Genomic DNA, 24,984 nt, shown 5'->3' on the forward strand with positions numbered 1-24,984 from the left:
GGCCGGCGCGACCGCCCGGTCCGCGCGACCGTGCTGGTCGGCGTGTCCGCCCCGGGCGGCGAGGCCACCGCTCAGCGGGGCTCCGGCGGTCTCTGGCGGGGCATGTTCGGGCGGGTGCCCGGGGGGAGCGGGAAGCGGGCCGGCGGGACGTACGCGTCCGAGCGGGATCCGCCCGCGCCCAGGGACTGCATGACCAGCGGGGCGGGGCCGGAGCTGAACTCGACCATCCACTCCGCGGTCTCGGACCGCACGAGTTCGGTCACGTCCTCCGAGAAGCGGCGCAGCACGGTCAGACACCGCTCGGCGGCCTCGCTGGCGGTGCCCTCGGTCGGGCCCAGGATCTCGCGCACGTTCTCCGTGGCCCAGTCGAACTGCAGGGTCTGCAGTCGCCGCTGCACGGCCTGCGCCGTCGCCACGTCCCGCATCCAGCCCGAGGTCAGGCCGAAGAACCGGTCGCAGGCCAGGCAGGCCGCGCCCAGGAGCAGCGCGAGATAGCCGTACGAGGACACCCCGGGCGCCGAGCCGGTCAGCTCCAGCAGCGGCATCGCCGCGCCCGTGACCGCGCCGACGGCGGCCCCGATCCGCAGGATCCGGGCCCCCCGGCGCTTCCACGCCCGGTCCGACAGGTACCACTCGGCGGTGCGCAGCGCATCGGCCTCGACCCGTCGGTAGAGCTCGTCGAGCCGCTCGGCGGGCTCGCCCCAGTCCCCGAGAGGGAACGGCCGGCCGGTAAGGTCGCCGTCCTCTGCGGGATCCCGGGGTGGCCCCTCGGGCTGCATCTCCGGCTGACTCACCCGGGCACTCCCTCTGCCTGCGCTGAACGTGTGGTGGTGCGCGTGTGCGCAATGGTGCGCATGCTCTTCCTACCTTCGAATGAGACGCGGTGGGCGACGATTCCCGGGAATTCCGCCCGCAAGGAGGGTGTCATCAGGTACGCGCACGCCCCGTCTCTCACTCGAAAGAGTTGGTCCTCACGGCGTAGGGCGCGGCGCCCGGGGAGCACGTAGGCTCGGATTGACCAAGCCGCCGGCGCTTGGCCCGACGCTACGGAGTGAGTGACCTGTGATTCCCGGTGGTGGTCAGCCCAACATGCAGCAGCTGCTCCAGCAGGCCCAGAAGATGCAGCAGGACCTTGCCGTGGCGCAGGAGGAGCTGGCGCGTGCCGAGGTCGAGGGGCAGGCCGGCGGCGGCCTGGTCAAGGCGACCGTCACCGGTTCCGGTGAACTGCGCGCGCTGGTGATCGACCCGAAGGCCGTGGACCCCGAGGACACCGAGACGCTCGCGGACCTGGTGGTCGCGGCGGTCCAGGCGGCCAACGAGAATGCGCAGGCGCTCCAGCAGCAGAAGCTGGGACCGCTCGCGCAGGGCCTGGGCGGCGGCAGCGGCATCCCCGGCCTTCCCTTCTAGGACCCGTACCGCTTTCCCGTACCGCTTTTCCCTAACCGCTCTCCCCGTCACGAACATCAGAACCGAAAGAAGGCAGTCCGTTGTACGAAGGCGTGGTCCAGGACCTGATCGACGAACTGGGCAGGCTGCCCGGCGTCGGGCCCAAGAGCGCGCAGCGGATCGCCTTCCACATCCTGCAGGCCGAGCCCACCGACGTCCGCCGCCTCGCGCACGCGCTGCTCGAGGTCAAGGACAAGGTCCGGTTCTGCGCGGTGTGCGGGAACGTCGCGCAGGAGGAGCGGTGCAACATCTGCCGCGATCCGCGCCGCGACCTCACGGTCATCTGCGTGGTGGAGGAGTCGAAGGACGTCGTCGCGATCGAGCGGACCCGCGAGTTCCGGGGCCGGTACCACGTCCTCGGCGGCGCGATCAGCCCGATCGAGGGCGTCGGCCCGGACGATCTGCGCATCCGGGAGCTGCTGGCGCGGCTCGCGGACGGCTCGGTCACCGAGCTGATCATCGCGACCGACCCCAATCTGGAAGGCGAGGCGACCGCCACCTACCTCGCCCGCATGATGAAGCCCATGGGCCTGAAGGTCACCCGCCTGGCCAGCGGGCTCCCCGTCGGGGGAGATCTGGAGTACGCGGACGAGGTCACGCTCGGGCGGGCCTTTGAAGGAAGGCGACTTCTCGATGTCTGACGCAACGCTGCACGCCCTGGGACAGGATCCGGACGACTTCGCGGCTTCGATCGCGGACCAGATCGAGTCCTTCATCGTCGCCGTCACCGAGGTGGCCAAGGGCGAGGACCCCGACAGCGCGGTGCCCTTCCTCCTCCTGGAGGTGTCCCAGCTCCTGCTGGCGGGCGGCCGGCTCGGCGCGTACCAGGACGTCCTGCCCGACGAGCGCTACGAGCCCGACCTGGGCCCGGAGCCGGACGTGGACGACCTGCGCGAGCGGTTCGCGGTGATGCTGGAGCCGGTCGACGTCTACTCGGAGGTCTTCGACCCCTACGAACCGCGCAAGGCCCCGGTCCCGCACCGGATCTCCGACGACCTGGCGGACGTGGTCGCCGACCTGCGGCACGGCCTCATCCACCACCAGTCGGGCCGGATCACCGAGGCGCTGTGGTGGTGGCAGTTCTCCTACTTCACCAACTGGGGACCGACGGCATCGGCCACGTTGCGCGCCCTCCAGTCGCTGATCGCGCACGTCCGCCTCGACCAGCCGCTGGCTGCGCTGGACGGGCTGGACACGGACGAGGACATCACGGAGGACGACCTCGCGGAGCAGGCGGGAAAGGTCATGGCCGAGGAGCTCGGCGGACTGGGCCGGAAGTAAACGCCCCGGTGGGGGAACGTTTGCAGTGATCTTTTCGTCTCATGATGTGGTACGAGGCGGTCGTATCCCGGCCGCTCGTTAGACTGCACCAGCAATGAGACGGACTGAGCGAGGAGCGCACGTGGGCCTTGTCGTGCAGAAGTACGGAGGCTCCTCCGTAGCCGATGCCGAAGGCATCAAGCGTGTTGCCAAGCGGATCGTGGATGCCAAGAAGAACGGCCACCAAGTGGTCGTCGTGGTTTCCGCGATGGGCGACACGACGGACGAGCTGATCGATCTCGCCGAGCAGGTGTCCCCGATGCCTGCCGGGCGTGAATTCGACATGCTGCTGACCGCGGGAGAGCGGATCTCCATGGCCCTGCTGGCCATGGCGATCAAAAACCTGGGCCACGAGGCCCAGTCGTTCACCGGCAGCCAGGCAGGCGTCATCACGGACTCGGTCCACAACAAAGCGCGCATCATCGATGTCACGCCGGGCCGTATCCGCACCGCGCTGGACGAGGGCAACATCGCCATCGTCGCCGGCTTCCAGGGTGTGTCGGCCGACAGCAAGGACATCACCACCCTCGGCCGGGGCGGCTCGGACACGACCGCCGTCGCGCTCGCCGCGGCGCTGGACGCCGAGGTCTGCGAGATCTACACCGACGTCGACGGCGTCTTCACCGCGGACCCCCGCGTCGTGAAGAAGGCCAAGAAGATCGACTGGATCAGCTCAGAGGACATGCTGGAGCTCGCGGCCTCCGGCTCCAAGGTGCTGCTGCACCGCTGCGTCGAGTACGCGCGCCGCTACAACATCCCGATCCACGTCCGCTCGTCCTTCTCGGGACTGCCGGGCACCTGGGTCAGCAACGAGAATCCGCAAGGGGACGAGCCGGTGGAGCACGCCATCATCTCCGGAGTCGCTCACGACGTCTCCGAAGCCAAGATCACGGTCGTCGGCGTCCCGGACAAGCCGGGCGAGGCCGCGGCCATCTTCCGCGCCATCGCGGACGCCGAGATCAACATCGACATGATCGTGCAGAACGTGTCCGCCGCCTCCACGGGCCTGACGGACATCTCCTTCACCCTCCCCAAGGCCGAGGGCCACAAGGCCATCGACGCCCTGGAGAAGGCGAAGACCACCATCGGCTTCGAGTCCCTGCGCTACGACGACCAGATCGGCAAGATCTCCCTGGTCGGCGCGGGCATGAAGACCAACCCGGGCGTCACCGCCTCGTTCTTCCAGGCGCTGTCCGACGCGGGCGTCAACATCGAGCTGATCTCCACCTCGGAGATCCGCATCTCGGTCGTGACCCGCCAGGACGACGTCAACGAGGCCGTCCGCGCCGTGCACACGGCCTTCGGACTCGACAACGACAGCGGTGACGAAGCCGTCGTCTACGGCGGCACGGGACGTTGAACACGGCCGCGGCCCGGTCCGCCCCGGCTCCGGCACTCGCCGTGGTCGGGGCGACCGGAGCCGTCGGCTCCGTCCTGCTCCAGATGCTGTCCCAGCGGGCCGACGTCTGGGGCGACGTACGCCTGATCGCCTCCTCGCGCTCGGCCGGCCGCAGGCTGACCGTGCGCGGTGCGGAGACCGAGGTGCTCGCCCTCACCGAAGACGCCTTCGACGGCCTCGGGACGGGCGACATCGCGCTCTTCCTGACCCCGGCCGAGGTCTCGGCCCGGTGGGCTCCCGTCGTCACCGCCCGCGGTGCCGTCGTGGTGGACCAGTCCGCGGCGTTCCGTGAGGACCCCGACGTACCGCTCGTGGTGCCCGAGGTGAACGGGCACGCGGCCCGGATCCGGCCGCGCGGGATCGTCGCCGGACCCGACTGCGTCACCGCCGCGATGATCGCGGCGCTGGGCGCGCTGCACGCCGAGTACGCGCTGACCGAGCTGGCCGTCTCCACCTACCAGGCCGCGAGCGCGGCCGGCCGGGCCGGCTCGGAGGCGCTGCGCCGCCAGCTGTCGCTCGTCGCCGGCAGCTCCCTGGGGGAGCATCCCGGGGACGTGCGCCGGGCCGTGGGCGAGGACACCGGGCCCTTCGCGGGTCCGCTCGCGCTCAACGTGCTGCCGTGGTCCGGTGAGCTGCGCGAGGACGGCTGGTCCTCGCACGAGCTGGCCGTACGGGCGCAGACCCGCCGGATCCTGGACCTGGCCGAGCTGCCCGTGTCCGTGACCTGCGTACAGGTGCCCGTACTGACCGGGCACTCGCTGACCGTACGGGCCCGGTTCGAGGGTGCCGTCGAGGCGGCGCACGCCCGGGAGATCCTGGAATCGGCACCCGGGGTGGTCCTCGTGGACGACCCGGCCGCGGGGGAGTTCCCGACCCCTTCGGACGCCGCGGGGACGGATCCGGCCTGGGTGGGACGGGTGCGGCGCTCGCTCGACGACCCGCGTTCCCTGGAGTTCTTCGTCTGCGCGGACAACCTCCGTCAGGGCGCCGCGTTGAACGCCACACAAACTGCGGAGCTCGTCGCGGCTGATTTTGGCTATTTCACTTTGTAGGATCATCACCGATCCCTTGATCAAGGTGATGGCCCGACGACCGTCGTCATGGACGACGCACGTCCGGGTGAGCGGCTACGCAAGAAGGCAATGAGAACCCCGCCGATGAATCTGCCTTGCGCGTACAACCCTGACGGGGGGACGCGTGTCCAACTGGCGTGGCAGAAGCATTGCTCGAATACCCCGTCGTTCCGGCACGCACCGGTACTCTCCCGATCCCGTCGCGCCTGCGGTCCCGCGCACCCGGCGGGTTCCCGGTGATCGTTCCCGTTCCGCCCGCCGCGACGGCGTCCGGAGCCCCCGTGCTGCCCGGGGTCCCCGCCGCGCCCGCCGTCCGGGCGTCCGCACCGGCCAAGGACGGCCGGGTGCCCGGGCCCCGCGCTAGCGCGGAGGCCCGCGGAGGCACGGAGACGGCCGAGGCGGCCGAGGCGGCCGAGGCGGCCGAGGCGGCCGAGGCGGCCGAGGTGACCGAGGTGGTCGCGGGGACCACCGTCGACCACCTCACGGAGACCTACCAGGCCCACTACCGCTCGCTCCTGGGCCTTGCCGCACTGCTCCTCGACGACACCGCTTCCTGCGAGGACGTCGTCCAGGAGGCCTTCATCCGCGTCCACTCGGCCCGCAACAGGGTCCGGGACCGGGAGAAGACCCTGGCCTACCTGCGCCAGACCGTCGTCAACCTCTCGCGTTCCGCCCTGCGCCGCCGCATCCTCGGCCTGAAGCTTCTGTCGAAGCCGATGCCGGACATGGCGAGCGCCGAGGAAGGCGCGTACGACCTGCTGGAGCGGGACGATCTCATCAAGTCGATGCGCGGGCTCCAGCGACGCCAGCGCGAGGTGCTGGTGCTGCGCTACTTCGCGGACATGACGGAAGTCCAGGTCGCCGAGACCCTCGGCATATCGCTCGGTTCGGTCAAGGCGTACGGATCGCGGGGCATTGCCGCGCTGCGGGTGGCGATGGAGGCCGCGCAATCATGAACGAGGACCGCAAGACGAACGAGGACGAGGCCCCGGAGGCCCTGTTGGAACTCGTGCGCGGCCTGCCGGGGGCGGGGGAGTCCGCCGCCAAGCCGGCCACTGCGAAGCCGGCCGCCGCCAAGCCGGCCGTCTCCGAGCCCATGGGTGAGGAGGACGCGCTGCGCGATCTGCTGCGCGAGGTCGTCGTCGGACTCGAACCCTCCGGCGACGCGCTGGACCGGCTGCGGTACGCGGTCCCCGCGCGCCGGGTCCGCAACCGGCGGATCCTCGTCGCCGCGGCGGCGGCCGTAGTGGTGCTGGGCGGCTCGGTCCCGGTGGCCATGCACCTGACCGTCGGGACGGGCGGGAGCTCCGACCGTTCCACCATGGCGGGCCACGGCCAGAAGGGCGGAAACCGGAAGGACGGGGATTCCGGCCTGCACCAGAACGGCTCCTCCCGTCCGAAGCCGCACCCGACCTCCGGCAAGGACAAGGGCAAGGACAAGGACAAGGGCGCGGAGGACGGTGGCCCCAGCGCGCCCCCGCCGATCCCGTCGCCGGACATCGGCTTCCCGAGCATCGGCGGGCCGAACATCCCGCCCCGCGCATCCTCTCCCCTCCCCGGCATCACCGGCTCCGTGGGCGGCGGTGTGCTGCCCCCGGCCGGGTCCGCGGCCGTGCCCAACTGCGCCCAGAGCCAGCTCGGAGTGGTGGGCAGCACCCGGGCCCCGTCGGCCGGCGGCAAGGTCTACGGCAGTTTCAAGGTCACCAACGTGTCGTCGAGCGGCTGTACCGTCCGCGGCCCGGAGATGCTGACGGCGGGCCCGGCGGTCCAGGGCGGAGCCGCGGTCGCGGTCGTCAGCCACGTCACGGGAGATCCGGCGACCGGGCTGCTGCCCGACCCGTCGGTGGAGACCCTGCGGATGGTGATCGCGCCGAACGCGTCGTACGAGGTCCGCTTCGCGTGGGTGCCGCCGGAAGGGGGCTGTCCCGGCGCGAACGGCTCCGGGGAGACCAACCCGCAGGAGGGCGGCTCCGGGGGCACCCCGGACGGCGAGCCGGCCACCGAGACGGGCCAGACCCGGGCGGAGACTCCGCCGCTCGGTGCCCTGGTGTCCCACACGCCCGATTCGCACGGCCCCAACGGCCCGACGACGCAGCTGACCGTCGCGGAGGCGTGCGGCGGAACGGTCTACCGCACGGGCGTCATCCCGCTCAGGTAACCCCGCCGCGCCCGCCCCGGACGGGGCGGGACCCCGGACACTACGCCGAGCCGGCACCGGCCGGGGCCGGCTCCGCCGGGTCCCGCTCGGCCGGGGTGCCGGTGCCGGTCCCGGTCTCGGCGAGGAGGCCCGCCTCCGTATCGCGCAGGGTCTCCACCTCGCGCCGGTAGAGCCGGAACCACATGAAGAGCACGAACGCGGCGAAGACGAACCACTCGCCGGTGTAGCCGAGGTTCTGGAAGGCCTTCAGGTCGAGCCCCGTGTTGACCGGAGCCTGCGCCGGTACGGGAGTCATCCCGTCGGCGGGCGTCTGCACGGTCAGCCAGGCGTCGTACAGGCCGTACGGCACGATGTTGACGAGCGAGGCGGCCCCGATGACGCCGAGCTGCCCGGCCGGCAGCCCGCCCGAGGAGTGGACGCCCTTGCTGGTGGAGTTCTCCGAGGCCTGCAGCGCGCCCGTCACCTCGACCCGTCCGGCCGGCGGGGCCGGAGCCCGGCCCGCGTCGGCCGCTCCGGGCAGCCAGCCCCGGACCACGGGTACGGCCTTGCCGGTGTCGGTCTTGAGCAGGGTCAGGACGTAGAAGCCGGACTTCCCGTCGAGCCGCCGTTCGGGGACGAGGAGCTGGTCGGCGTACTCGCCGGAGACCGAGGCGAGCCGCCCGGAGGTCCGCTTGTCCACCGGGAGCAGCGAGTCCAGCGGCGCGGCCGTCTGGTCGGCGGGGCGTGCGCTGGTCGCCTCCTTGTGGGTGTCGACGCGGTCCTCGAACCGGCCGAGCTGCCAGGTCCCCATGAACAGGCAGAAGGGAACGCCGAGCGCGACGAAGACGTTGATCCCCCACCAGCGCGGGGTCAGGAGAAACCGGTGCACCCCACCACCGTACGGGGGGTGCACCGCCTCGCTGGTGCCGGGGCCCTGGCCGTCTAGCGGGGCAGGTGCTTCAGCGCGAAGTCGATCTCCATCCGGACCTGCTTGATCCGCTCCTCCACGACGAGCGAGCCGTGCCCGGCGTCGTAGCGGTACACCTCGTGCTCCGCCCCGCGCGCCGCCAGCCGGTCCACGTAGTTCTCGATCTGCCGGATGGGGCAGCGCGGGTCGTTGAGCCCCGCCGCGATGTGCACGGGTGCCTTCACCGCGTCCACGTACGTCAGCGGCGAGGAGGCCGCGAAACGCTCCGGGACCTCCTCCGGGGTGCCGCCGAAGAGGGTGCGGTCCAGGGACTTCAGCGCCTCCATCTCGTCGTGGTACGCCGTCACGTAGTCGGCGACCGGTACGGCCGCCAGCCCCACCGCCCAGGCCTCCGGCGCGGTGCCGAGGCCGAGCAGCGTCAGGTAGCCGCCCCAGGAGCCGCCGGACAGCACCAGGCGCGCCGGGTCCGCGAGGCCGGAGGCCACCGCCCATTCCCGTACGGCGTCCACGTCCTCGAGCTCGATCAGGCCGACCCGGTGCTTGAGGGCGTCGGTCCACTCGCGTCCGTAGCCGGTCGAGCCGCGGTAGTTGACCCGGACGACCGCGAAACCGTGGTCGAGCCAGGCCGCCGGGGTCGCGGCGAAGGCGTCGCTGTCGTGCCAGGTGGGCCCGCCGTGGATCTCGAAGACGGTCGGGAAGGGGCCGTCGCCGTGCCCGACGGGCCGCTGGGCGAGGGCGTGGATCCGCCCGCCCGGCCCGTCCACCCACACGTCCTCGACCGGTACGGAGCCCGGCGGCCGGAAACCGGGCGGGTCGAGCACGACCCCGCCCGCGGTCGACCGGATGACGGAGGGCTCGGCCGCGGAGGACCACTGGTACTCCACCGATCCGTCGGGCCGCGCCGTCGCACCCGAGACCGTCCCCGGCGGGGTGTCCAGGCGCAGCAGTTCCCGCGCGGCCAGGTCGTAGCGGAACAGCTCGCTGCGCGCCTCGAAGCCGTGCTCGATCAGCAGCGCGGACCCGTCGGGGTACCACTCGGCGCCGACGTCGCCCGGCAGGTCGACGGCCAGCTCCTCCTCGGTGCCCGCGGCCACGTCCCACACCATCGGCTCCCACCGGCCGCGCCGCTGGTGGCCGACGAGCAGCCGGGTGTCTCCCGCGACGGGCGCGAAGCCGAGCACCATGAGGCCCAGCTCCTCGGTGCCGCCCTTGGAGTCGTCCAGCTCGGCGACGGTCTCACCGGCCAGGGTGATCACGCGCAGGGCCGAGTGCATCGCGTCGCCGTGCTCGGTGTGCTCGACGGAGAGCAGGGTCCCGTCCCGGGACAGGTCGCCGACCCCGGCCGACTCGCGGTGCCGGTAGACGACGGCCGGCTCCGTCCCGTCGGGCCGGACCACGTGGATCGTCGTCCCGTCCTCGTCGGTGGAGCGCCCCACGACGGCCGTCCCGTCCCGCCCGATGGCCAGCCCGGCGGGGTACGAGGCCTCCAGCCCGGGAGCGGCCGGCTCGTCGGGGCCGCCCGCGAAGGGCTGGCGGACCCAGGTGCCGAACTCGTCGCCGTCGGTGTCGGAGAACCACCAGAGCCACTCGCCGTCGGGGGAGAGGGTGCCGTCGGTGGTTCCGTTCGGCCGGTCGGTGGCCTGCCGCTGGGCGCCGGTGGCGCGGTCCCAGGCGTAGAGCTCGTAGGTGCCGGTGGCGTTGGAGACGAAGAGCGAGCGGTCGGGCGCGTCCTCGGCCCATTCGGGCAGACCCACGCGCGGGGCCCGGAAGCGCTTCTCCCAGTCGGGCATGGCCGTGTCGTCGGCGGCGGAGGTGTCGGCGGTGTCGGCGGTGGCGTCAGTCATGCACCCCATGTAACCGGATCGGCCGCGGCCCGTCCCCCGAGATGCCGACGGGGCCGAACGGGCGCAGGGTGGTGTGCGTACGCGGTCCCGCGTACGCAGCCTGCGCAGAGGAGTGGCGGTCATGGCGAAGAAGGCGCGTACCGGCAAGCCGGCCCACCAGGATTCCGAGCGCGCGATGGCGAAGAACACGGCGGCCGAGGCGCGCGCCAAGGCCGCCGTCCGCGATGTGCAGTCGATCGCCGCGAAGACCCGGGGCATGCAGCAGAAGGCCCAGGCGAAGCGGGGCTGAGCCGTAGGCTGACGCGATGCGGATGATCGTCCGGGGTGCCCGGCTGCTGCACGGCGATGGCCTGCACGACGTCGAGGTCGCGGAGGACGGGCGGATCGCGCGCGTCCTCCCGTACGACGACCAGAAGGAGCCGCCGGCGACGGGGGTGCTGATCGAGGCGCACGGCGGCCTGCTCAGCGCGCCCTTCGTCGAGCCGCACATCCACCTCGACACGGCCCTGACGGCCGGAGACCCGCGCCCCAACGTCTCGGGGACCCTCTGGGAGGGCATCGCCTGCTGGAGCGAGCGCAAGAAGACCCTGACCCGCGAGGACGTGATCGCGCGGGCCACCGAGGTGCTGCGCTGGCAGGCGGCGCAGGGCGTCCTGCACGTGCGCACGCACTGCGATGTCACCGACCCGGAGCTGATCGCGCTCGACGCGCTGCTGGAGGTGCGCGACCGGGTCCGGGACGTGATGACCCTGCAGATCGTCGCCTTTCCGCAGGAGGGCATCGTCTCCTTCCCCGGCGGCGAGGCGCTGCTGCGCGAGGCGGTCCGGCGCGGGGCCGACGTCGTCGGCGCGATCCCGCACTTCGAGGACACCCGCGAGGACGGGGTGGCCTCGCTGGCCGTGGCCTTCCGGCTCGCCGAGGAGCAGGGACTGCGGGTGGACGCGCACTGCGACGAGATCGACGACGAGCAGTCGCGTTTCGTGGAGGTGCTGGCCGCGCACGCCCTGCGCTCAGGGCTGCGCGGGCACGTGACGGCCTCGCACACGACGGCGATGGGCTCCTACGGCGGCGCGTACAGCTTCAAACTCCAGCGCCTGCTGTCGCGTTCCGGGATCAACCTCGTCTCGAACCCCTTCGCCAACCTCAACCTCCAGGGCCGCTTCGACGCCTACCCCAAGCGGCGCGGCCTCACCCAGGTCAAGGAGATGCTGGCCGCGGGGGTCAACGTGGCCTTCGGCCACGACGACGTGATGGACCCCTGGAACGCGCTCGGCACCGGAAACCCGCTGCAGACCGCCCTCGTGGGGATCTACGCCGCCCAGCTCACGGGAGCGGACGAGATCCCGGTGGCCTTCGAGATGGTGACGGAGCGCGCGGCGCGCGTCCTGGGCCTGTCGCCCTCGGAGTACGGGATCCGCCAGGGCGCCCCGGCCTCCTTCGTGCTGCTGCCGGCCGCATCGCCGACCGAGGCCGTCCGCCGCCAGGTCCGCCCCCGCTACGTCGTCTCGCGCGGCACCGTCCTCGCCGAGACCCCGGTGGCTCCGCCCCGTCTGCTGGCCTGGCCGGGGGAGGAAGGCCCCTCGGAGGTGGACTTCGTCCCCCGCCCGCACTGACCGTCCATGACCGGTGTGACCTCGGCTCGTGACACCCCGTCAGGCCCGCTGGACCAGCGGGCCTGACGGAGCCGGCGGGCCCGCCGGGGCGGGGGTGTGGTGAGCGGCCGCCGGGTCAGAAGAGCCCCAGCATGTCGTCCAGGGACCAGACCTGCCAGCCCATCGCGAAGAACGCGACTCCGGAGATCAGGGCCATCATCAGGTTCTGCCCCTGCTCGCCCCAGTCGTGGATCATCAGGATCAGGTAGACCAGGTTGAGCAGCAGCCCGGCGAGCAGGGCTATCGGGGTCAGGAACCCGACGATGAGGCCGAGCCCCAGGGCCAGTTCGGCGTAGGCGACGAGGTAGGCCATGAAGCGCGGGTAGGGCTTCACGACGATGTCGAAGCCGCGCGTGACGAACCCCCAGCGGTGCTTCTCGGCCACGCCGGCCGCCCAGCGGATGCCGCCTCCGCCGAACCATTCCTTCTTGTCCTTGTGCCGCCAGCTCTCCAGCCACCACAGCCCGAGCCCGATCCGCAGAACGGCGACCCATTCGGGTCCGCCGAGCCAGATGGTCTGCATCCTCGGTTCCTTCCCTCGTTCCCCGCAATGATCTGACGATGTGTCAGTTTCGAGGGAAGGGGAGTCGTGTGGCAAGAGGTCGGCCGGTGGTGCGGCAAGGAGGTTCGGGCTCAGCGGCAGACGACGGGGACCGACTGCACCGTGTTGTTGCCGAAGCCCCCGCGGTTCCAGGGCTGTTCGAGCGGCTGCGTGCGCCCCGAGGCGTCGGTGGCGCGGACCAGGAGGGTGTGGCTGCCCGGGACCGCCGTCCAGTCGGCGTGCCAGCCCTGCCAGGCGTACGGGTGCCCGCCCCGCGGCAGCACCTCGGCCTCGGCCCAGCCGGCGCCCCCGTCGGTGCTCAACTCGACGTGCACGACCGGCCCGTAGCCCGACCAGGCGCGCCCGGCGAGCCGCAGCGGGCCGGGGTGGACCACCCGGGTGCGGGACATGAAGTCGGGGAATCCGGGTGGGATCAGCAGGGCGCGCGGGGCGATCCGGGTGACGGGATCGCCGGACTCCTCGGCGCTCTGCTTGTACCGGTACGCGGTGGCCTGCTGGTAACCGCCGAACGCCGTGCCGACGAGCTCGATGTCGCGCAGCCATTTCACGTGCGCCATCCCGTACCAGCCCGGCACGATCAGTCGCAGCGGATGCCCGTGCTGCGGCGGCAGGGGCCCGCCGTTCATCGTGTGGGCGAGCAGCACGTCCTCGTCGACGGGGAGCGGCAGGCTGCGCCGGTAGTCCTGCTCGACGCCCCGCTCCACCCCGTGGTCGGCGCCCGTGAACACCGCTTCCACGGCGTCCGGGGCCACGTCGGCCTCCGCGAGCACCGCGCGCAGCGGCACTCCCGTCCAGTCGGCGGTTCCCACCGCCTCCACCAGCCAGGGCTGGCTGACCGGCCGCGGGGACAGCAGGGCCCGCCCGTTGCCGGCGCACTCCATGGTGACCCGGCGGGTCACGGAGGGCAGGGACCGGAGCTCCCGAAGGCCCAGCTCCAGGGGGGTCCGCAGGCGGCCGTGCACGGTGAGGCGCCAGGTGGGGGCATCGGCGCCGGCGTCCGTGCCCGCGCTCGTGCCCGCGCCCGTGTCGGGGATGTCGTAGTGCACGAGTACGTAGTGCAGCCCGGCCGGGGTGACCTCGTACCGCATGGCCTCCAGCGGGAGGCCGTGGTTGCGCGCGGCGAGCGCGAGCTCGTCCTGGCCGATGCCCTCCCCGGGCCCGGCGACCCGGCCCGGGGGGCTGATCCCGCCGAGGGGGCGCTCCTCCATGGGCGCGTGGTCCCGCATGGCCTCATGGTCGCGCGGTGAGGGCGGACCGGCTACTCCGCGTGCGGATCACTCCATCAGGCGGTATGAATTGATCTGTCCCTTATGTGATCGGAGTGACGCGTGGACGACTATCCACTGCTCAACCTGTTCTGGACCATGCTCTGGCTCTTCCTGTGGGTCATGTGGTTCTTCCTGCTGTTCAAGGTGATCACTGACATCTTCCGGGACCACGAGCTGCACGGCTGGGGCAAGACCGGCTGGCTCGTCCTGGTGCTCCTGCTGCCCTACATCGGCGTCTTCGTCTACCTCATCGTCCGCGGCCGGAGCATGGGCCAGCGGGACGTGAAACAGGCGAAGGAGCAGGAACAGGCCTTCCAGGACTACGTCCAGAAGGCGGCGGGCCCCCGCCACAGCCCGGCGGAGGAGCTCGCGAAGCTGTCCTCCCTCAAGGAGAGGGGCGACCTGACGCAGGAGGAGTTCGACAAGGCGAAGGACAAGCTCCTGACCTGAGGGTCCGCTCGTCGCCGAGCGGGGGCCGGGCCGCGCGCGTGCGGTCCGGCCCCCGCTCCGGCGTTCCGGTCAGGCCGCGGCCGCTACCGGGTCCGCGTCCTTCAGCAGGTCGATCAGGGACGAGCGGGCGCGTGCCACGCGGGACCTGACGGTGCCGATCGGACAGCCGAGCATCAGGGCCGCCTCCGCGTACGGGAGACCCCTGAGCTGGGTGAGGACGAAGACCTCGCGGCGTTCGGCGGGGATCGACGCCAGCAGCTCCGCGAGCGCGACGCCGTCCTCGAAGCCGGGTACGCCGCGCGGCTGGCTCTGCTCGGCCGCGGTCTGCCAGTCGTCTCTGTCGGCGATCTTGGGGCGGGCCGCCTTGTGGCGCAGGCTGTCCACCACGGTCCGCCGGGCGATGGAGAGCAGCCAGGTGCGGGCGGAGGAGCGGCCCTCGAAGCGGTGGAGGCTGCCGAGGGCGCGCAGGAACGTCTCCTGGGTCAGGTCCTCGGCGGACTGCGGGTCGCCGCTGAGGTAGGTGACGTAGCGGCGCACGTCGCGGTGCAGGGCGCGTACGAGCTGGTCCACGGCTGTGGGGTCGCCGTCGCGGGCGGCCAGCGCGAGGAGGGTGACGGCCTCGTCGGGGCCGGCGGCGCGGCGGGCGGGGGTGGCGGGAGCGGCGGGAGTGGACGGGGCGGCGGGGGCGGCGGGGGTGGAGGGGGCGGCGGGTGTGGTGGTCACGAGGGTGAGCCGGGCAGTGGTCATCGACTGGTGTCCTTCTGGGAATCCGGCCGGATTCGTTGCCGCGTCGCGCGTCGCGCGGGTCGCGGGCTGTGCGGGCAGCGCGGTGCGGGTTGCGGGGATGACGGGGGTGACCGAAGTGACCCCCGTGACCGCGTGACCGAAGTGACCGTGATACCGCACTGCCTGGAGCGCCCGGAAAGCCTGGAGGGCGCGGTGAGCCCGCGCTGCTCGCGGCGATGGCGGGCATCGAGAGGCCGGGGAACGGGTGGTACGGCCTGCCGGACGGCACGACCGATGCCCGAGGCGCGGTACGGACGGTGCTGGGCCCGTGGCGCGTCGGGGAGCCGGCTGTCAGATGACAGCGATCCCGTGAGGCGGACCCCGTGAGGTGAGGGCGTCGGCGAGCAGCAGCCTGCGGGGCGTCCGGACCCGGTGGTTCCGGGCACGGCGGACGCGGGGCCGGTGCGCGGGCGCGGGGAGACGGAAGAGCAGCCGCAGCGGTACGAGGAACCGGGCCGCGACGGCTCGCAGGACGCGGAAGGCGCCGCGTTCTCCGTACGCGAGCCAGAGGCCGCAGACGAGCGCGGCCAGGAGGTGCCCCGCGAGCATGCCGGCCGGTGACATGGAACCCATGGCGTGCTCGGCCGGCATCGGCACGGCCGACGCCACCGCCGCGGAACCGTCGGCCATGCCGTGCGTGCCGTGCGTCCCGGCCGTCCCGTGCGGAGCCGCCTGCGGGCGGCGTACGGACGGGGCGCAGAGCAGGTACTGGGCCCAGCGCAGGCCCAGGGAGGTCAAGGAGCCGTCCGGCTCCTGCGGCCGCGCCGCCGCGGCCTGGGCGAGCGAGAACCCGCCGTGCAGGGCGGCCTGGACGCCGACGGTCGCGGAGACGACGGCTGCGAGACCGCGCTCCCGCCCGGCGAGGAACCAGCCGGTCGCCGAGGTCGCGGCGAACGCCGCGGCCATCCCCCACCAGGGGACGGTGGTTCCCGACATGAGGATGTGCCCGAGGACCGAGAGCAGCACGCAGGTGGCCGCGAACATCGCGGCCCGTACGGCTCGGCAACCTCGACCCGGTGTCATGGCGTGGCCATCGTTGCACCGGCCCGGTGGGGGCGACAGGTGGCATCAGGTTCGCGGTCGTCCGAAAATCGACTACGCGGGTGTGGCATAAGCCACAACAAGCCGTGGGAACCCGGGCGTTCACCGGCCCGACTCCTGTCACGGATCGAGGGCCGAGGGGCGAGGGGCGTGAGCCCGGCGGCCGACGACGGGAACGGGGTGGGCGAGCGGTGGTGGACCGGATCAGCTCGGCGAAGCCGCCGGAGGCGGCCGAGGGCGTGACGGGCGGTGGCCTGACGGCCCTCCTCACCGGAGCCATGGCCTTCTCGATGCTCCAGCTCTTCCTCCTCGGCGCGCTCGGCCCCCGCCTGGTGGGCGAGTTGGGGGTCTCGCCCGCCGTGCTCGGCTGGACCACGACGGTCGGGTTCGGTACGGCGGCCGTGCTGTCGCCGCTCGGCGGCAGGCTGGTGGACCGGATCGGCCCGCGTCGTTCCCTCGTGCTCCTGCTGTCGGTGTCCGCCGCGGCGCTCGCGCTGATCGGTGCCGCGCCCGGCCCCGGGTTCCTGCTCGCCGCCGTCGCGCTGGGCGGACTGCCCCAGGCCCTGGCCAATCCGGCGACCAACAAGGCGATCCTCGCCGCCGTGCCCCCCGGCCGCCGCGGGCCGGTGACCGGCATGAAGCAGTCGGGCGTCCAGCTGGGCGCCTTCGCCGCCGGACTCCCCCTCACGGCGCTGGCCGGCGGGGTCGGCTGGCGCGGGGCGGTGTGGACGGCCGCCGCCACCGCCGCGCTGGCGGCACTGTGGGCGCTGCGCGCCCTGCCCGCCGACCCGCAGGCGGCTGCGGCCGGGCCCCGCGCCTCGCTCGTCCCGCGTGGTGCCATCGCCTGGCTGGCGGTGTTCTCCCTGTTCCTGGGCTGCGGGATCGCCTCGGTCAACACGTACGCGGCCCTCTTCGGCGCGCAGCGGCTCGGCATGGGCCCGACCGCGGCCGGGGCGCTGGTCGCGGTGCTCGGCGTCGCGGGCATCGCCGGGCGGGTCGGCTGGTCGAAGGCGGCCCGTCCGGGGCGCGCCGAGTGGCTGCCGGGAGGCCTCGCGGCAGGCGCGGTGGGGGCGGCCGTCCTGCTGGTCGCGGCGCCGACCGTACGTCCGCTGGTCTGGGTGGCCGCAGTGGCCGTCGGGGTGTTCGCGGTATCGGCCAACGCCGTCTCCATGGTTCTGGTGATGCAGCGCTCCGCCCCCGGCCGGGCCGGTCAGGACTCCGCCCTGGTGGCGGCCGGCTTCTTCACCGGCTTCGCCGTCGGCCCCCTCCTCTTCGGCCCGCTCGCGAACGCCGGCCACTACGGGACGGGTTGGCTGCTGGTGGCGGCGGAGTTCGGCGCGGCTTGCGCCGTGGGGACGACGTGGGCGGTGCGGGTGCGGCGCAGGGGCGTGCGGGGGAGAAAGACGGTTGCGGAATGACGAGTTGGCGGTGTGCCGGTGACCGGTAGGCGAGGCGGGGGCGTGCGGGCGGCGGGGTGGGCGGAGCGGGCCCTGGCGGAGGTGCTCGACCAGGTGGCCGTCACGGCGGCCGAGGCAAAGGACCGGTTCCCGTTGTTCGCGGACCCGGACACGGGGCGTTGGACGACCACCGGCCGGGGTTCCTGGGCCGGTGGCTTCTGGGCCGGGCTGCTGTGGCTGCGGGCCCGGCACACGGGCGCCGAAGGCGACCGGGCCGCTGCCTCCGCCTGCACCGGGCGGCTGTCCGGCTGGGTGGACGCCGACACCTCCACGCGCGGGCTGATCCTCTGGTACGGGACCGCCCTGGCCGCCGAGGACACCGGGGCGAGGGAGCTGCGCACACGGGCGGCCGCAGCCTGCTCGGCGGCCATGGACGAGGAACTCGGGGTGCTGCCCTGGGGATCGGCCTTCGGCGGTCCCCGCCTGCTGGCCCGGGTGGACGGCCTGCCGGGCACGATCCCGCTGCTCGCCACGGTCGACCCGGCGGCCGCGGCTTCGCACCTCCAACGGCACCTGGCCCTCTGCCTCCCCGCGGCCCCGTCGGGGGCGCTCCCCGGCTCCGGGACGGAGGTCTGCCGCGCCCGCGACCTCGTACCGGCCTGGGCCCACGAGCCGGAGACGGGCTGGCTGGCGTGCGCGGAGCCGGCGCCGGGCTGGAGCCGGGGACCGGCTTGGCTGCTGCTCGCGCTGGCCGACGTACTGCACCGGCCCACCGTCGTCCAGTGCCTGCCGGGGCACCCGCGGGCACTGGCGGAGGACCTGGCCGCCGCGTGGACCGGGCCGGGCGCGCCGCTCGTACCGCCGGCGGACGCGTCACGCCCCGACGGCCCTCCGGACACCTCCGCGGCAGCCGTCACGGCCGTCGCGCTGCTGAAACTCTCCCTGCTTCCCGGGCCCCGGGCCGCGCGGTACGCGCACCGCGCGGCGGAGATCCTGGCACACCTGGTCGACGACCACCTCTCCCGGGGCCGACTGCTGAACGGCTGCTACGACGCGGACAAGGGAGTCGCCGTCCGCCACGAACTGGTCTGGGGCGACTTCTTCCTGGCCCTGGGACTGGCCGAACTCACCGGCCTGGCAGACGTCCGCACCGTCTGACGGCTCGCGTCGACCACGACGACGAGGGGGTCCGGCGCCGCTGCCCGGGCCGCTGCCCTGGCCGCTGACCTGGCGGGCTGGGCGTCCCTGCTTCAGACCGCCACCGCGTCACCGGTGGCCGTCGGCCGCGCGCTCCGGGCGGCCCGCTCGGGTCGCGCCGGCGACACGGCCCGAAGGTGCTCGGCGGCCTCGGCGGCGGTGTAGGAGGAGGCGAAGGTGAAGGCGCGCGGTGACGGCCCGTGCGCCCGGAGGTCTGCCAGCTGCTCCAGGGCCTCCCCGACGGTCGGGAGGTGCCCGGCGGGGACCCACCAGAGCACCATGTGCGCCTCGACGTGCCGCTCGAACCATTCGCGGCGCCGCCGCATCACCTCCAGGTGCCCGCTGCGGTAGGCGAAGTCCCACAGTGCCTCCTGGGTCTCCCACACCGACAGGTTGACGATGACGTTCTCGCCCGCCGGGCGCAGGCTGGTGGCGTCGGCCGCCCCCTCCTCCACGAGCCGCCACACGAAGCCGGGCGCGCCGTCGGCGGCGGCGTTGACCGGGTCGAGCATCTCGACGAAGGGCGCCACACGCGGGTCGTCGAGCGGGTGGCGGAGCGTGGCGACGTTGAGTTGGGCGAGGTGGGCGGCATGCGGGGATGCGGTCATGGCCTCATCCCAACACGACCGCCGTTTCTATGTCAATGATCATTGTTTTTAGAAGTCTCGACCCTCACGCAGCACTCTCCCGGCCGGGCGTCCATGCGAGCACGGACGGAGCCGTCCGTGCCGAGCAGCCCCTCCAGGAGTGCGAGGTTCATGCCGCAGACGAGCGGCGGGAAGCGCTCGGCGACGGCGTGGAAGGGGCAGTTGCGCATGCGGATGACGCGTGCGGCTTCCCCGGTCGTGTCCTCGACGGATTCCAGGTGCGGTTCGTACCCGCGGCCGGCCAGCGTCTCCATCGCTTCTTCGAGGCCTCCGCAGGGGGCCGCCGAGCCGCGCAGGGCCTCGCCCCGGCGGCGAGCGGCCGCGCAGAGCCCGGCGTCCAGCCCCGCGTGCTCGGCGGCCTCGGCGAGCAGCTCGGCGGCCGTGCGGTAGTCGCGGGCGGGCAGCGACACCGACCGCTCGATCAGGGCCCGGGTGTACACCTTGGCGGGACGGCCCGCCCCCGGCCCCGAACGGCCTGTCAGGCGCCGACTTCCGCTCTCCAGCAGCCCGGCCTCGGCCAGCCGGTCGAGATGGTGCGCGGCAAGGGTGCGCGCCACCCCGGCCGCCTCGGCGGCCTCGTTGCGCCCGACCTCACGGCCCTGCGCCACCACGTACTCGTACAGGCGGCGCCGCACCGGATCCTGCAGCACCGCGATCACATCGATGTCCTCCACCTGGCCATTCTAGGAACAATGCAGGTTGGAGATAGAAAGGCGGAATCCGCCCCGGCCTGGACGCGGGCCCCACCCACGCACGAACGCACCAGCCCCCACCCCCCTACCCCCCTACCCCCGCAACACCCTCCGGGCCACCGCCGTGATGTGCAGTTCGTCCGGCCCGTCCAGGATCCGCGCCGTGCGGGCGGTGCGGTAGAGGGAGGGCAGGGGGGTGTCGGGGCCGAGGCCGGCTGCGCCGTGGATCTGGATGGCGGCGTCGGTCACCTGTTGGAGCATGCGGGCGGCGGCCACCTTGGCCAGCCCCACCTCCACGTGCGCGTCCCGCCCGGCGCCGAGGGCTGCCACGGCCTCGTGGACGAGCGGCCTGGTGGTGCGCAGCGCCAGGAGCGACTCGAAGACGTGGCTCTGCACGAGCTGGTGGCCGCCGAGCGGACCGCGCGATCCGCTACGGGAGTTCACGCGCGCGCACATGAGGTCGAACGCGCGCTGCGCCTGGCCGAGCCAGCGCAGACAGCGCAGGGTGCGGCCCAGCTGGAGCCGTTCCCCGGCGATGGCGAGGGCCCGGCCGCGGTCGCCGAGGAGGTGGTCGGCGTCCACGCGCACCCGGTCGAACTCGATCTCCCACTGCCCGGACGCGCCCAGCACCGGCAGCTCCCGCACCACCCGGAAGCCCGGAGCCGAGGTGGGGACGACGAGCAGCGACAGCCCCGTACGGTCCCCGGGCCGTCCGTCGGTGCGGGCCAGGACGGTGACCAGATCGGCCTCGGCCGCGTGCGAGGTGAACCACTTGCGGCCGCTCACGGTCCAGCTCCCGTCCGCCTCCTCCACCGCGTGCGTGGAGGTGAGGTACGGGTCGGTGCCCGGGGTCTCCGGGTCGGTCATGGCGTAGCAGGCCCGCAGCTCGCCGGAGGTCAGCCGGCGCGGGTACAGCGCGCGCACCCGGTCGCCGCCGTGCCGCCACAGCATGGTCGCGTCCAGCAGCGGCGCCGATCCCAGCGCGGCCGGTCCGTGGTCGCTCGCTCCCTCGGCCTCGGCGAGCCGTGCGTAGCGCGCCAGGTCCAGTCCCTGGCCGCCGAGTTCTTCGGGGAGCGGCAGCGCCCACAGGCCCGCCTCCTTCGCACCGGCCTGGAGCTCCCGCAGGGCCGCGGCGGCGGCGGGGCCGCCCGCGTCCAGTACGGGCTCGCGGGGCATCACCCGGTCCCGTACGAAATCCGCCACGCGGTCCCTCAACTCCGCATCGCAACCATCCGGTTCGTCCGCCGCGCACCCTCCGCTGTCCGCCACTCGGTTCTCCACACTTTCCTCCAGCCCGCCGGGAACCCGTGGGAACGGCAGTCCGACTGCCTCCCCGTGGAACTGGTCGGGCGGGCCCGCCCCTTGGTTCCCCACGTACGGGATCACCTGCGGTGCCGGCCGTCCGCCGGGGCCGGGAGAAGAGGAGAGGCATGGCGTCACCCGCCGTCACCCAGACCGCTCGGCCGCTCGACGGGCTGCGTTTCACCACCTCGGGACCGACCGCGCTCACCGGCCCGGTGGCCGCGCACCTGACCCTGCTGGGAGCCGTTCCCACGCACACCGGCCCGGCCGCGGCGCCGGCCGCGGGGACCGACACCGGCGCGGCCCGCGTCACCTTGGCGGACGCCACCTTCGGCCCCGGCTCTGAGCTCGGCTCTGCCCTCGACCCCGGCCCCGACCTCCGTCACGCATCCGGGTCCGGCCTGCCCGCCCGGGCGACCGCCACCATCGCGTGGTCGTCGGCCCCCGCCGTCACCGACGAGGCCACCGCCCAAGCCGCGACCGGCATCATGGCCGTGCACGGCCGCCGCCACGGCCTGCCGCGGGGGCTCGCCGTCGACTACGCCACCGCCGCGACGGCCGTCCTCACCACGCAGGGGCTGCTCGCCGCCCTGCTGGCCCGGGCCAGGGGATGCGAGGGCGCCGCCGCGCAGCCGCACACCTACGTGGACCGGGCCGGGCTGCTGGCCGTGTCCCAGTACCTCGCCGCGAGCGGCGCCGATGAGGGCGAAGCCGCCGAACTGGCGCCCGGCGGGCCGCCCTTCACCGCGGCCGACGGCACGCTCTTCGAGCTGGAGACCCTGGATCCGGGTGCCTGGGCCGGGTTCTGGCGGGCTCTGGAGGCCCCTTCCGACGCGGTACGGGCCGGGTGGCGGCCCTTCCAGTTCCGGTACGCCACCGCGTGCGCCCCCTTCCCCGAGGCGTTGCACGCCACCACCCGGGCCCACGGCTGGCAGCGGATCCGCGACGCGGCGGCGGCCTCGGGGGCCGAGGTCTGCCGGCTGTGGACCCTCGCCGAGCGGGCCGCCGAACACGACGGAGCCGCCCCCTGGACCCTGGCTCCGTACGGCCCGGCCGACCTCGCCCCGTACGGCCCGGGCAGCCGCGCCCCCTACGATCGTGCCCGACCGAAAGCGGCACCGCCCGCCACCCCGCACACCGCGCAAGGGCCCCCCGCCCCCCTGGCCGGCCTGACCGTCCTGGAGGCCGGCCGCCGCGTCCAGGCCCCCCTCGCCGCCCATCTGCTCGGCCTGCTCGGCGCCGAGGTGGTCCGGATCGAGCCGCCGGGCGGCGACCCGCTGCGCGGCATGCCGCCCGCCTGCTCGGGTGTCTCCGCCCGCTGGCTGGCCCTGAACCGGGGCAAGCGTGCCGTGGAGATCGACATCAAGTCGCCCGCCGACCGGCTGCGGCTGGCCGAGCTGGCGGCCGGAGCCGACGTGTTCCTGCACAACTGGGCCCCGGGGAAGGCGGCCGAGCTGGGCCTGGACTCCGCCGACCTCGCACGGGCGAACCCGGCGCTCGTGTACGCGTACACCGGCGGCTGGGGCACGGGCCGGATCGCCGACCCGCCGATGGGCACGGACTTCATGGTCCAGGCCCGCACCGGCGTCGGCGAAGCCGCCCGTCCCGAGGGCGAGGTGCCCGCGCCCTCCCTGATGACCCTGCTCGACGTGCTGGGCGGGCTGCTCGGCGCCGAGGCCGTCCTCGCGGGGCTGCTGCTGCGCGAGCGCACCGGGCGGGGGGTCCGCGTCGACTCCTCGCTGCTCGGCGCCGCCGACCTGCTCACCGCCCCGGCCCTGCTCCGTGCCCGGCGCGGGGAGCCCGGCCGCCGGCCGGCGGGCTTCCGTACGCCCCTGCGCACCGCCGACGGCTGGATCGCCCCGGCCGACGCGGACGCCGGCGCCTGCGCCGCGGCGGCCCGCGCCCACGGCCTCGCGGAGCTGTCCACCGACGACGCCCTACGGGCTCTGCGCGCGCGCGGCCTCGCCGCGACCGCCGTCACCACCGACCTCGCCGACCTGCACCACGACCCGCGCTTCGCCGGCTCGATCAGCCGCGACGCGCACGGTGCCCCCGCCGTTCCCGACCCCTGGAGCTTCGTATGACCGTCGCACTGCACGATCTGCTGCCCGTGGGCCTGCGCCGCTCGTGGGCGGTCGACGGAACCTGCCCCGACCTCGACCTCTACAGCCTCTTCCGGGCCCGCCAGATCGCCGATCTGCACCACACCGCGGTCATCGACGCCAAGGGCACGCTCTGCTACACCGCGCTCGACCGCAAGGTGCGATGTCTGGCCACCGGCCTCGCGGAGCTCGGCGTACGGCCCGGCGACGTGGTCGGCGTCCAGCTCCCCAACGGCCGCAACGCGGTGATCGCGGACCTGGCCCTGGCCGCCCTCGGAGCGGTGGCCCTGCCCTTCCCCGTGGGCCGGGGCGGCCAGGAGGCGCTCTGTCTGCTGCGCCGCGCCGAGGCCGTGGCGGTGATCGCCGCCGTGGAGCACCGGGGCCGGCGGCACGCCGCCGAACTGCGGGACCTGGCCCCCGAACTGCCCGCGCTGCGCCATGTCATCGCCGTCACAGGACCGGCGGGCACGGGCTCCAGCCCGTCCCATCCTGAAGGAACGATTCGGCTCGCGGAGCTGCTGCGCTCCGACCCGGCCGCCTTCGTACCCGCCAGGCCCCACCCCGACAGCGCCGCCCGCATCCTGGTGTCCTCGGGATCGGAGGCGGAGCCGAAGATGATCGCGTACTCCCACAACGCCCTCGCCGGCGGCCGCGGCAACTTCCTCGCGTCGCTGATGCCCGACGGGACGCCGCCGCGCTGCCTGTTCCTCGTGCCGCTCGCGTCCGCCTTCGGCTCCAGCGGCACCGCGGTCACCCTCGCCCGGCACGGCGGAACCCTGATCGTCCTCGACCACTTCACGCCGGAGGCGGCCCTCGCGGCGGTGCGCGAGCACCGGCCCACCCACGTCCTCGGGGTGCCCACGATGATCCGCATGATGCTCGACCGCCTGGAGGCGGAGGCATCCGGGGCCGGCGACACCCAGCCCCTGCCCGCCCCCGTCGCCCTGATCCTCGGCGGCGCCCCCCTCGACGAGACCACGGCCGAGAGCGCGAGCCGCGCCTTCGGCTGCCCGGTGGTCAACCTCTACGGCTCGGCCGACGGCGTCAACTGCCACACCGGACTCGGCGCGGCGGTCCCGGAGTCCGAGGGCTTGGGCATCGCCGCCGGCCGCCCCGACCCCCGGGTCGCCGACATCCGCATCACCGACACCGAGACGCACGAGCGGCTCCCCGACGGGGCGATCGGGGAGATCATCGCGTGCGGCCCCATGACCCCCATGTGCTACGTCGCCTCCCCGGACCTGGACGCCCGGTACCGCACGCCCGAGGGCTGGGTCCGTACCGGCGACCTCGGCTTCATCGACGAGGACGGGGTCCTGCACGTCGTCGGCCGCCTCAAGGACATCGTCATCCGCGGCGGCTCCAACATCAGCCCCGCCGAGGTGGAACGGGAGCTCTCCTCCCACCCCCTCCTCCGCGACGTCGTCTGCGTCGGAGTCCCGGACGAGGTCATGGGCGAGCGGCTCGCCGCCTGCGTCGTCCCCCGGGGCGCGCAGCCCCCCACGCTCGACTCCCTGTCCGGACACCTCGTGCTCCGGGGGCTCGACCTCCGCAAGCACCCCGAGCGCCTGCTGCTGATGGCGGAGCTCCCGCTCACCCCGGCCGGCAAGCCCGACCGTGCGGCGCTGCGCGCCCGGCTGGCGAACGGGGCGTCCGGCCCGGACACCGCCGCCGCGACCGTCGACGAGCCCGCCGCGGTGGGCGCGTAGACGGCGGCGGGGCGGCCCCGGAGGACCGCCCC

The 24,984-nt window shown here is 73.8% G+C and carries 24 protein-coding genes; 14 read left to right on the forward strand and 10 right to left on the reverse strand.

Features of this window, described 5'->3' with window-relative positions; genetic code table 11:
• Window positions 1-71 precede the first annotated feature (71 nt).
• Complete coding sequence (locus AC6CKD_RS25500; RefSeq protein WP_498330215.1) at window positions 72-794, reverse strand: SLATT domain-containing protein; 723 nt, start codon at window positions 792-794, stop codon at window positions 72-74.
• 268 nt (window positions 795-1,062) lie between these two features.
• Between AC6CKD_RS25500 and AC6CKD_RS25505 the strand changes: the two genes are divergently transcribed.
• The 7 genes from AC6CKD_RS25505 (at window position 1,063) to AC6CKD_RS25535 (ending at window position 7,396) form a co-directional block, all read left to right on the forward strand.
• Complete coding sequence (locus AC6CKD_RS25505) at window positions 1,063-1,407, forward strand: YbaB/EbfC family nucleoid-associated protein (protein WP_498330217.1); 345 nt, start codon at window positions 1,063-1,065, stop codon at window positions 1,405-1,407.
• Between the two features lie 80 nt (window positions 1,408-1,487).
• A complete protein-coding gene (gene recR / locus AC6CKD_RS25510; protein ID WP_243330636.1) occupies window positions 1,488-2,087 on the forward strand; it encodes a recombination mediator RecR in 600 nt (199 codons plus the stop codon).
• Window positions 2,080-2,727, forward strand: coding sequence for a DUF5063 domain-containing protein (locus AC6CKD_RS25515; RefSeq protein ID WP_478683901.1), 648 nt, complete (start codon window positions 2,080-2,082; stop codon window positions 2,725-2,727). The genes recR and AC6CKD_RS25515 overlap by 8 nt, the downstream gene beginning before the upstream one ends.
• 121 nt (window positions 2,728-2,848) lie before the next feature.
• Window positions 2,849-4,126 carry an aspartate kinase gene (locus tag AC6CKD_RS25520; RefSeq protein ID WP_498330219.1) on the forward strand — a complete coding sequence of 426 codons (1,278 nt, stop codon included), beginning with the start codon at window positions 2,849-2,851 and terminating at the stop codon, window positions 4,124-4,126.
• Window positions 4,123-5,217 carry an aspartate-semialdehyde dehydrogenase gene (locus AC6CKD_RS25525; RefSeq protein ID WP_498330221.1) on the forward strand — a complete coding sequence of 365 codons (1,095 nt, stop codon included), beginning with the start codon at window positions 4,123-4,125 and terminating at the stop codon, window positions 5,215-5,217. The genes AC6CKD_RS25520 and AC6CKD_RS25525 overlap by 4 nt, the downstream gene beginning before the upstream one ends.
• Before the next feature lie 257 nt (window positions 5,218-5,474).
• Complete coding sequence (locus AC6CKD_RS25530; RefSeq protein ID WP_498330223.1) at window positions 5,475-6,194, forward strand: SigE family RNA polymerase sigma factor; 720 nt, start codon at window positions 5,475-5,477, stop codon at window positions 6,192-6,194.
• The gene (locus AC6CKD_RS25535; protein WP_498330225.1) at window positions 6,191-7,396 is read left to right on the forward strand and encodes a hypothetical protein; all 1,206 of its coding nucleotides are present in this window, start codon (window positions 6,191-6,193) and stop codon (window positions 7,394-7,396) included. Before AC6CKD_RS25530 ends, AC6CKD_RS25535 begins: the two co-directional genes overlap by 4 nt.
• Before the next feature lie 40 nt (window positions 7,397-7,436).
• Here the strand turns inward: AC6CKD_RS25535 and AC6CKD_RS25540 are convergent, their stop codons facing one another.
• Both AC6CKD_RS25540 and AC6CKD_RS25545 read right to left on the reverse strand, forming a co-directional pair.
• Window positions 7,437-8,264, reverse strand: coding sequence for an SURF1 family protein (locus tag AC6CKD_RS25540; RefSeq protein WP_498330227.1), 828 nt, complete (start codon window positions 8,262-8,264; stop codon window positions 7,437-7,439).
• Window positions 8,265-8,317: 53 nt separating this feature from the next.
• Window positions 8,318-10,147 (reverse strand): S9 family peptidase, encoded by a 1,830-nt coding sequence (locus AC6CKD_RS25545; protein ID WP_498330229.1) that lies wholly within the window; start codon window positions 10,145-10,147, stop codon window positions 8,318-8,320.
• Between the two features lie 121 nt (window positions 10,148-10,268).
• On the opposite strand from AC6CKD_RS25545, the gene AC6CKD_RS25550 reads away from it, so the two are divergent.
• A complete protein-coding gene (locus AC6CKD_RS25550) occupies window positions 10,269-10,436 on the forward strand; it encodes a hypothetical protein (protein ID WP_498330231.1) in 168 nt (55 codons plus the stop codon).
• Window positions 10,437-10,452: 16 nt separating this feature from the next.
• On the forward strand, window positions 10,453-11,760 hold the full coding sequence (gene codA, locus AC6CKD_RS25555) for a cytosine deaminase (protein WP_498330233.1): 1,308 nt from the start codon (window positions 10,453-10,455) through the stop codon (window positions 11,758-11,760).
• Between the two features lie 115 nt (window positions 11,761-11,875).
• Here the strand turns inward: codA and AC6CKD_RS25560 are convergent, their stop codons facing one another.
• Together AC6CKD_RS25560 and AC6CKD_RS25565 are read right to left on the reverse strand one after the other, a co-directional pair.
• Window positions 11,876-12,322: a DoxX family membrane protein gene (locus tag AC6CKD_RS25560; protein ID WP_498330235.1), complete on the reverse strand. Its 447-nt coding sequence runs from the start codon at window positions 12,320-12,322 to the stop codon at window positions 11,876-11,878.
• A gap of 110 nt (window positions 12,323-12,432) precedes the next feature.
• Window positions 12,433-13,587, reverse strand: coding sequence for a sulfite oxidase (locus AC6CKD_RS25565; RefSeq protein ID WP_498330237.1), 1,155 nt, complete (start codon window positions 13,585-13,587; stop codon window positions 12,433-12,435).
• Window positions 13,588-13,689: 102 nt separating this feature from the next.
• Here AC6CKD_RS25565 and AC6CKD_RS25570 point away from each other — a divergent pair, with 102 nt between their 5' ends.
• Window positions 13,690-14,079, forward strand: a complete 390-nt coding sequence (locus AC6CKD_RS25570) for an SHOCT domain-containing protein (protein ID WP_498330238.1) — start codon at window positions 13,690-13,692, stop codon at window positions 14,077-14,079.
• Window positions 14,080-14,148: 69 nt separating this feature from the next.
• Here the strand turns inward: AC6CKD_RS25570 and AC6CKD_RS25575 are convergent, their stop codons facing one another.
• Together AC6CKD_RS25575 and AC6CKD_RS25580 are read right to left on the reverse strand one after the other, a co-directional pair.
• Window positions 14,149-14,826 carry a sigma-70 family RNA polymerase sigma factor gene (locus AC6CKD_RS25575; protein ID WP_498330240.1) on the reverse strand — a complete coding sequence of 226 codons (678 nt, stop codon included), beginning with the start codon at window positions 14,824-14,826 and terminating at the stop codon, window positions 14,149-14,151.
• A gap of 330 nt (window positions 14,827-15,156) precedes the next feature.
• The gene (locus tag AC6CKD_RS25580) at window positions 15,157-15,888 is read right to left on the reverse strand and encodes a hypothetical protein (protein ID WP_498330242.1); all 732 of its coding nucleotides are present in this window, start codon (window positions 15,886-15,888) and stop codon (window positions 15,157-15,159) included.
• Window positions 15,889-16,184: 296 nt separating this feature from the next.
• Between AC6CKD_RS25580 and AC6CKD_RS25585 the strand changes: the two genes are divergently transcribed.
• Window positions 16,185-17,324 (forward strand): MFS transporter, encoded by a 1,140-nt coding sequence (locus AC6CKD_RS25585; protein ID WP_498330494.1) that lies wholly within the window; start codon window positions 16,185-16,187, stop codon window positions 17,322-17,324.
• Between the two features lie 18 nt (window positions 17,325-17,342).
• Window positions 17,343-18,461 (forward strand): sugar ABC transporter permease, encoded by a 1,119-nt coding sequence (locus AC6CKD_RS25590; protein ID WP_498330244.1) that lies wholly within the window; start codon window positions 17,343-17,345, stop codon window positions 18,459-18,461.
• A 92-nt stretch (window positions 18,462-18,553) separates the two neighbouring features.
• On the opposite strand, the gene AC6CKD_RS25595 is transcribed toward AC6CKD_RS25590, so the two are convergent.
• The 3 genes from AC6CKD_RS25595 to AC6CKD_RS25605 form a co-directional block, all read right to left on the reverse strand.
• Window positions 18,554-19,108 carry a DUF3291 domain-containing protein gene (locus AC6CKD_RS25595; protein WP_498330245.1) on the reverse strand — a complete coding sequence of 185 codons (555 nt, stop codon included), beginning with the start codon at window positions 19,106-19,108 and terminating at the stop codon, window positions 18,554-18,556.
• A 32-nt stretch (window positions 19,109-19,140) separates the two neighbouring features.
• Window positions 19,141-19,821: a helix-turn-helix transcriptional regulator gene (locus AC6CKD_RS25600; protein WP_498330247.1), complete on the reverse strand. Its 681-nt coding sequence runs from the start codon at window positions 19,819-19,821 to the stop codon at window positions 19,141-19,143.
• A gap of 111 nt (window positions 19,822-19,932) precedes the next feature.
• Window positions 19,933-21,015, reverse strand: coding sequence for an acyl-CoA dehydrogenase family protein (locus tag AC6CKD_RS25605; RefSeq protein WP_498330495.1), 1,083 nt, complete (start codon window positions 21,013-21,015; stop codon window positions 19,933-19,935).
• Between the two features lie 254 nt (window positions 21,016-21,269).
• On the opposite strand from AC6CKD_RS25605, the gene AC6CKD_RS25610 reads away from it, so the two are divergent.
• The gene (locus AC6CKD_RS25610; RefSeq protein WP_498330249.1) at window positions 21,270-23,225 is read left to right on the forward strand and encodes a CoA transferase; all 1,956 of its coding nucleotides are present in this window, start codon (window positions 21,270-21,272) and stop codon (window positions 23,223-23,225) included.
• A complete protein-coding gene (locus AC6CKD_RS25615) occupies window positions 23,222-24,952 on the forward strand; it encodes a class I adenylate-forming enzyme family protein (RefSeq protein WP_498330251.1) in 1,731 nt (576 codons plus the stop codon). Before AC6CKD_RS25610 ends, AC6CKD_RS25615 begins: the two co-directional genes overlap by 4 nt.
• Window positions 24,953-24,984: the final 32 nt, after the last annotated feature.

The organism is Streptomyces sp. GQ60, from assembly GCF_059758875.1.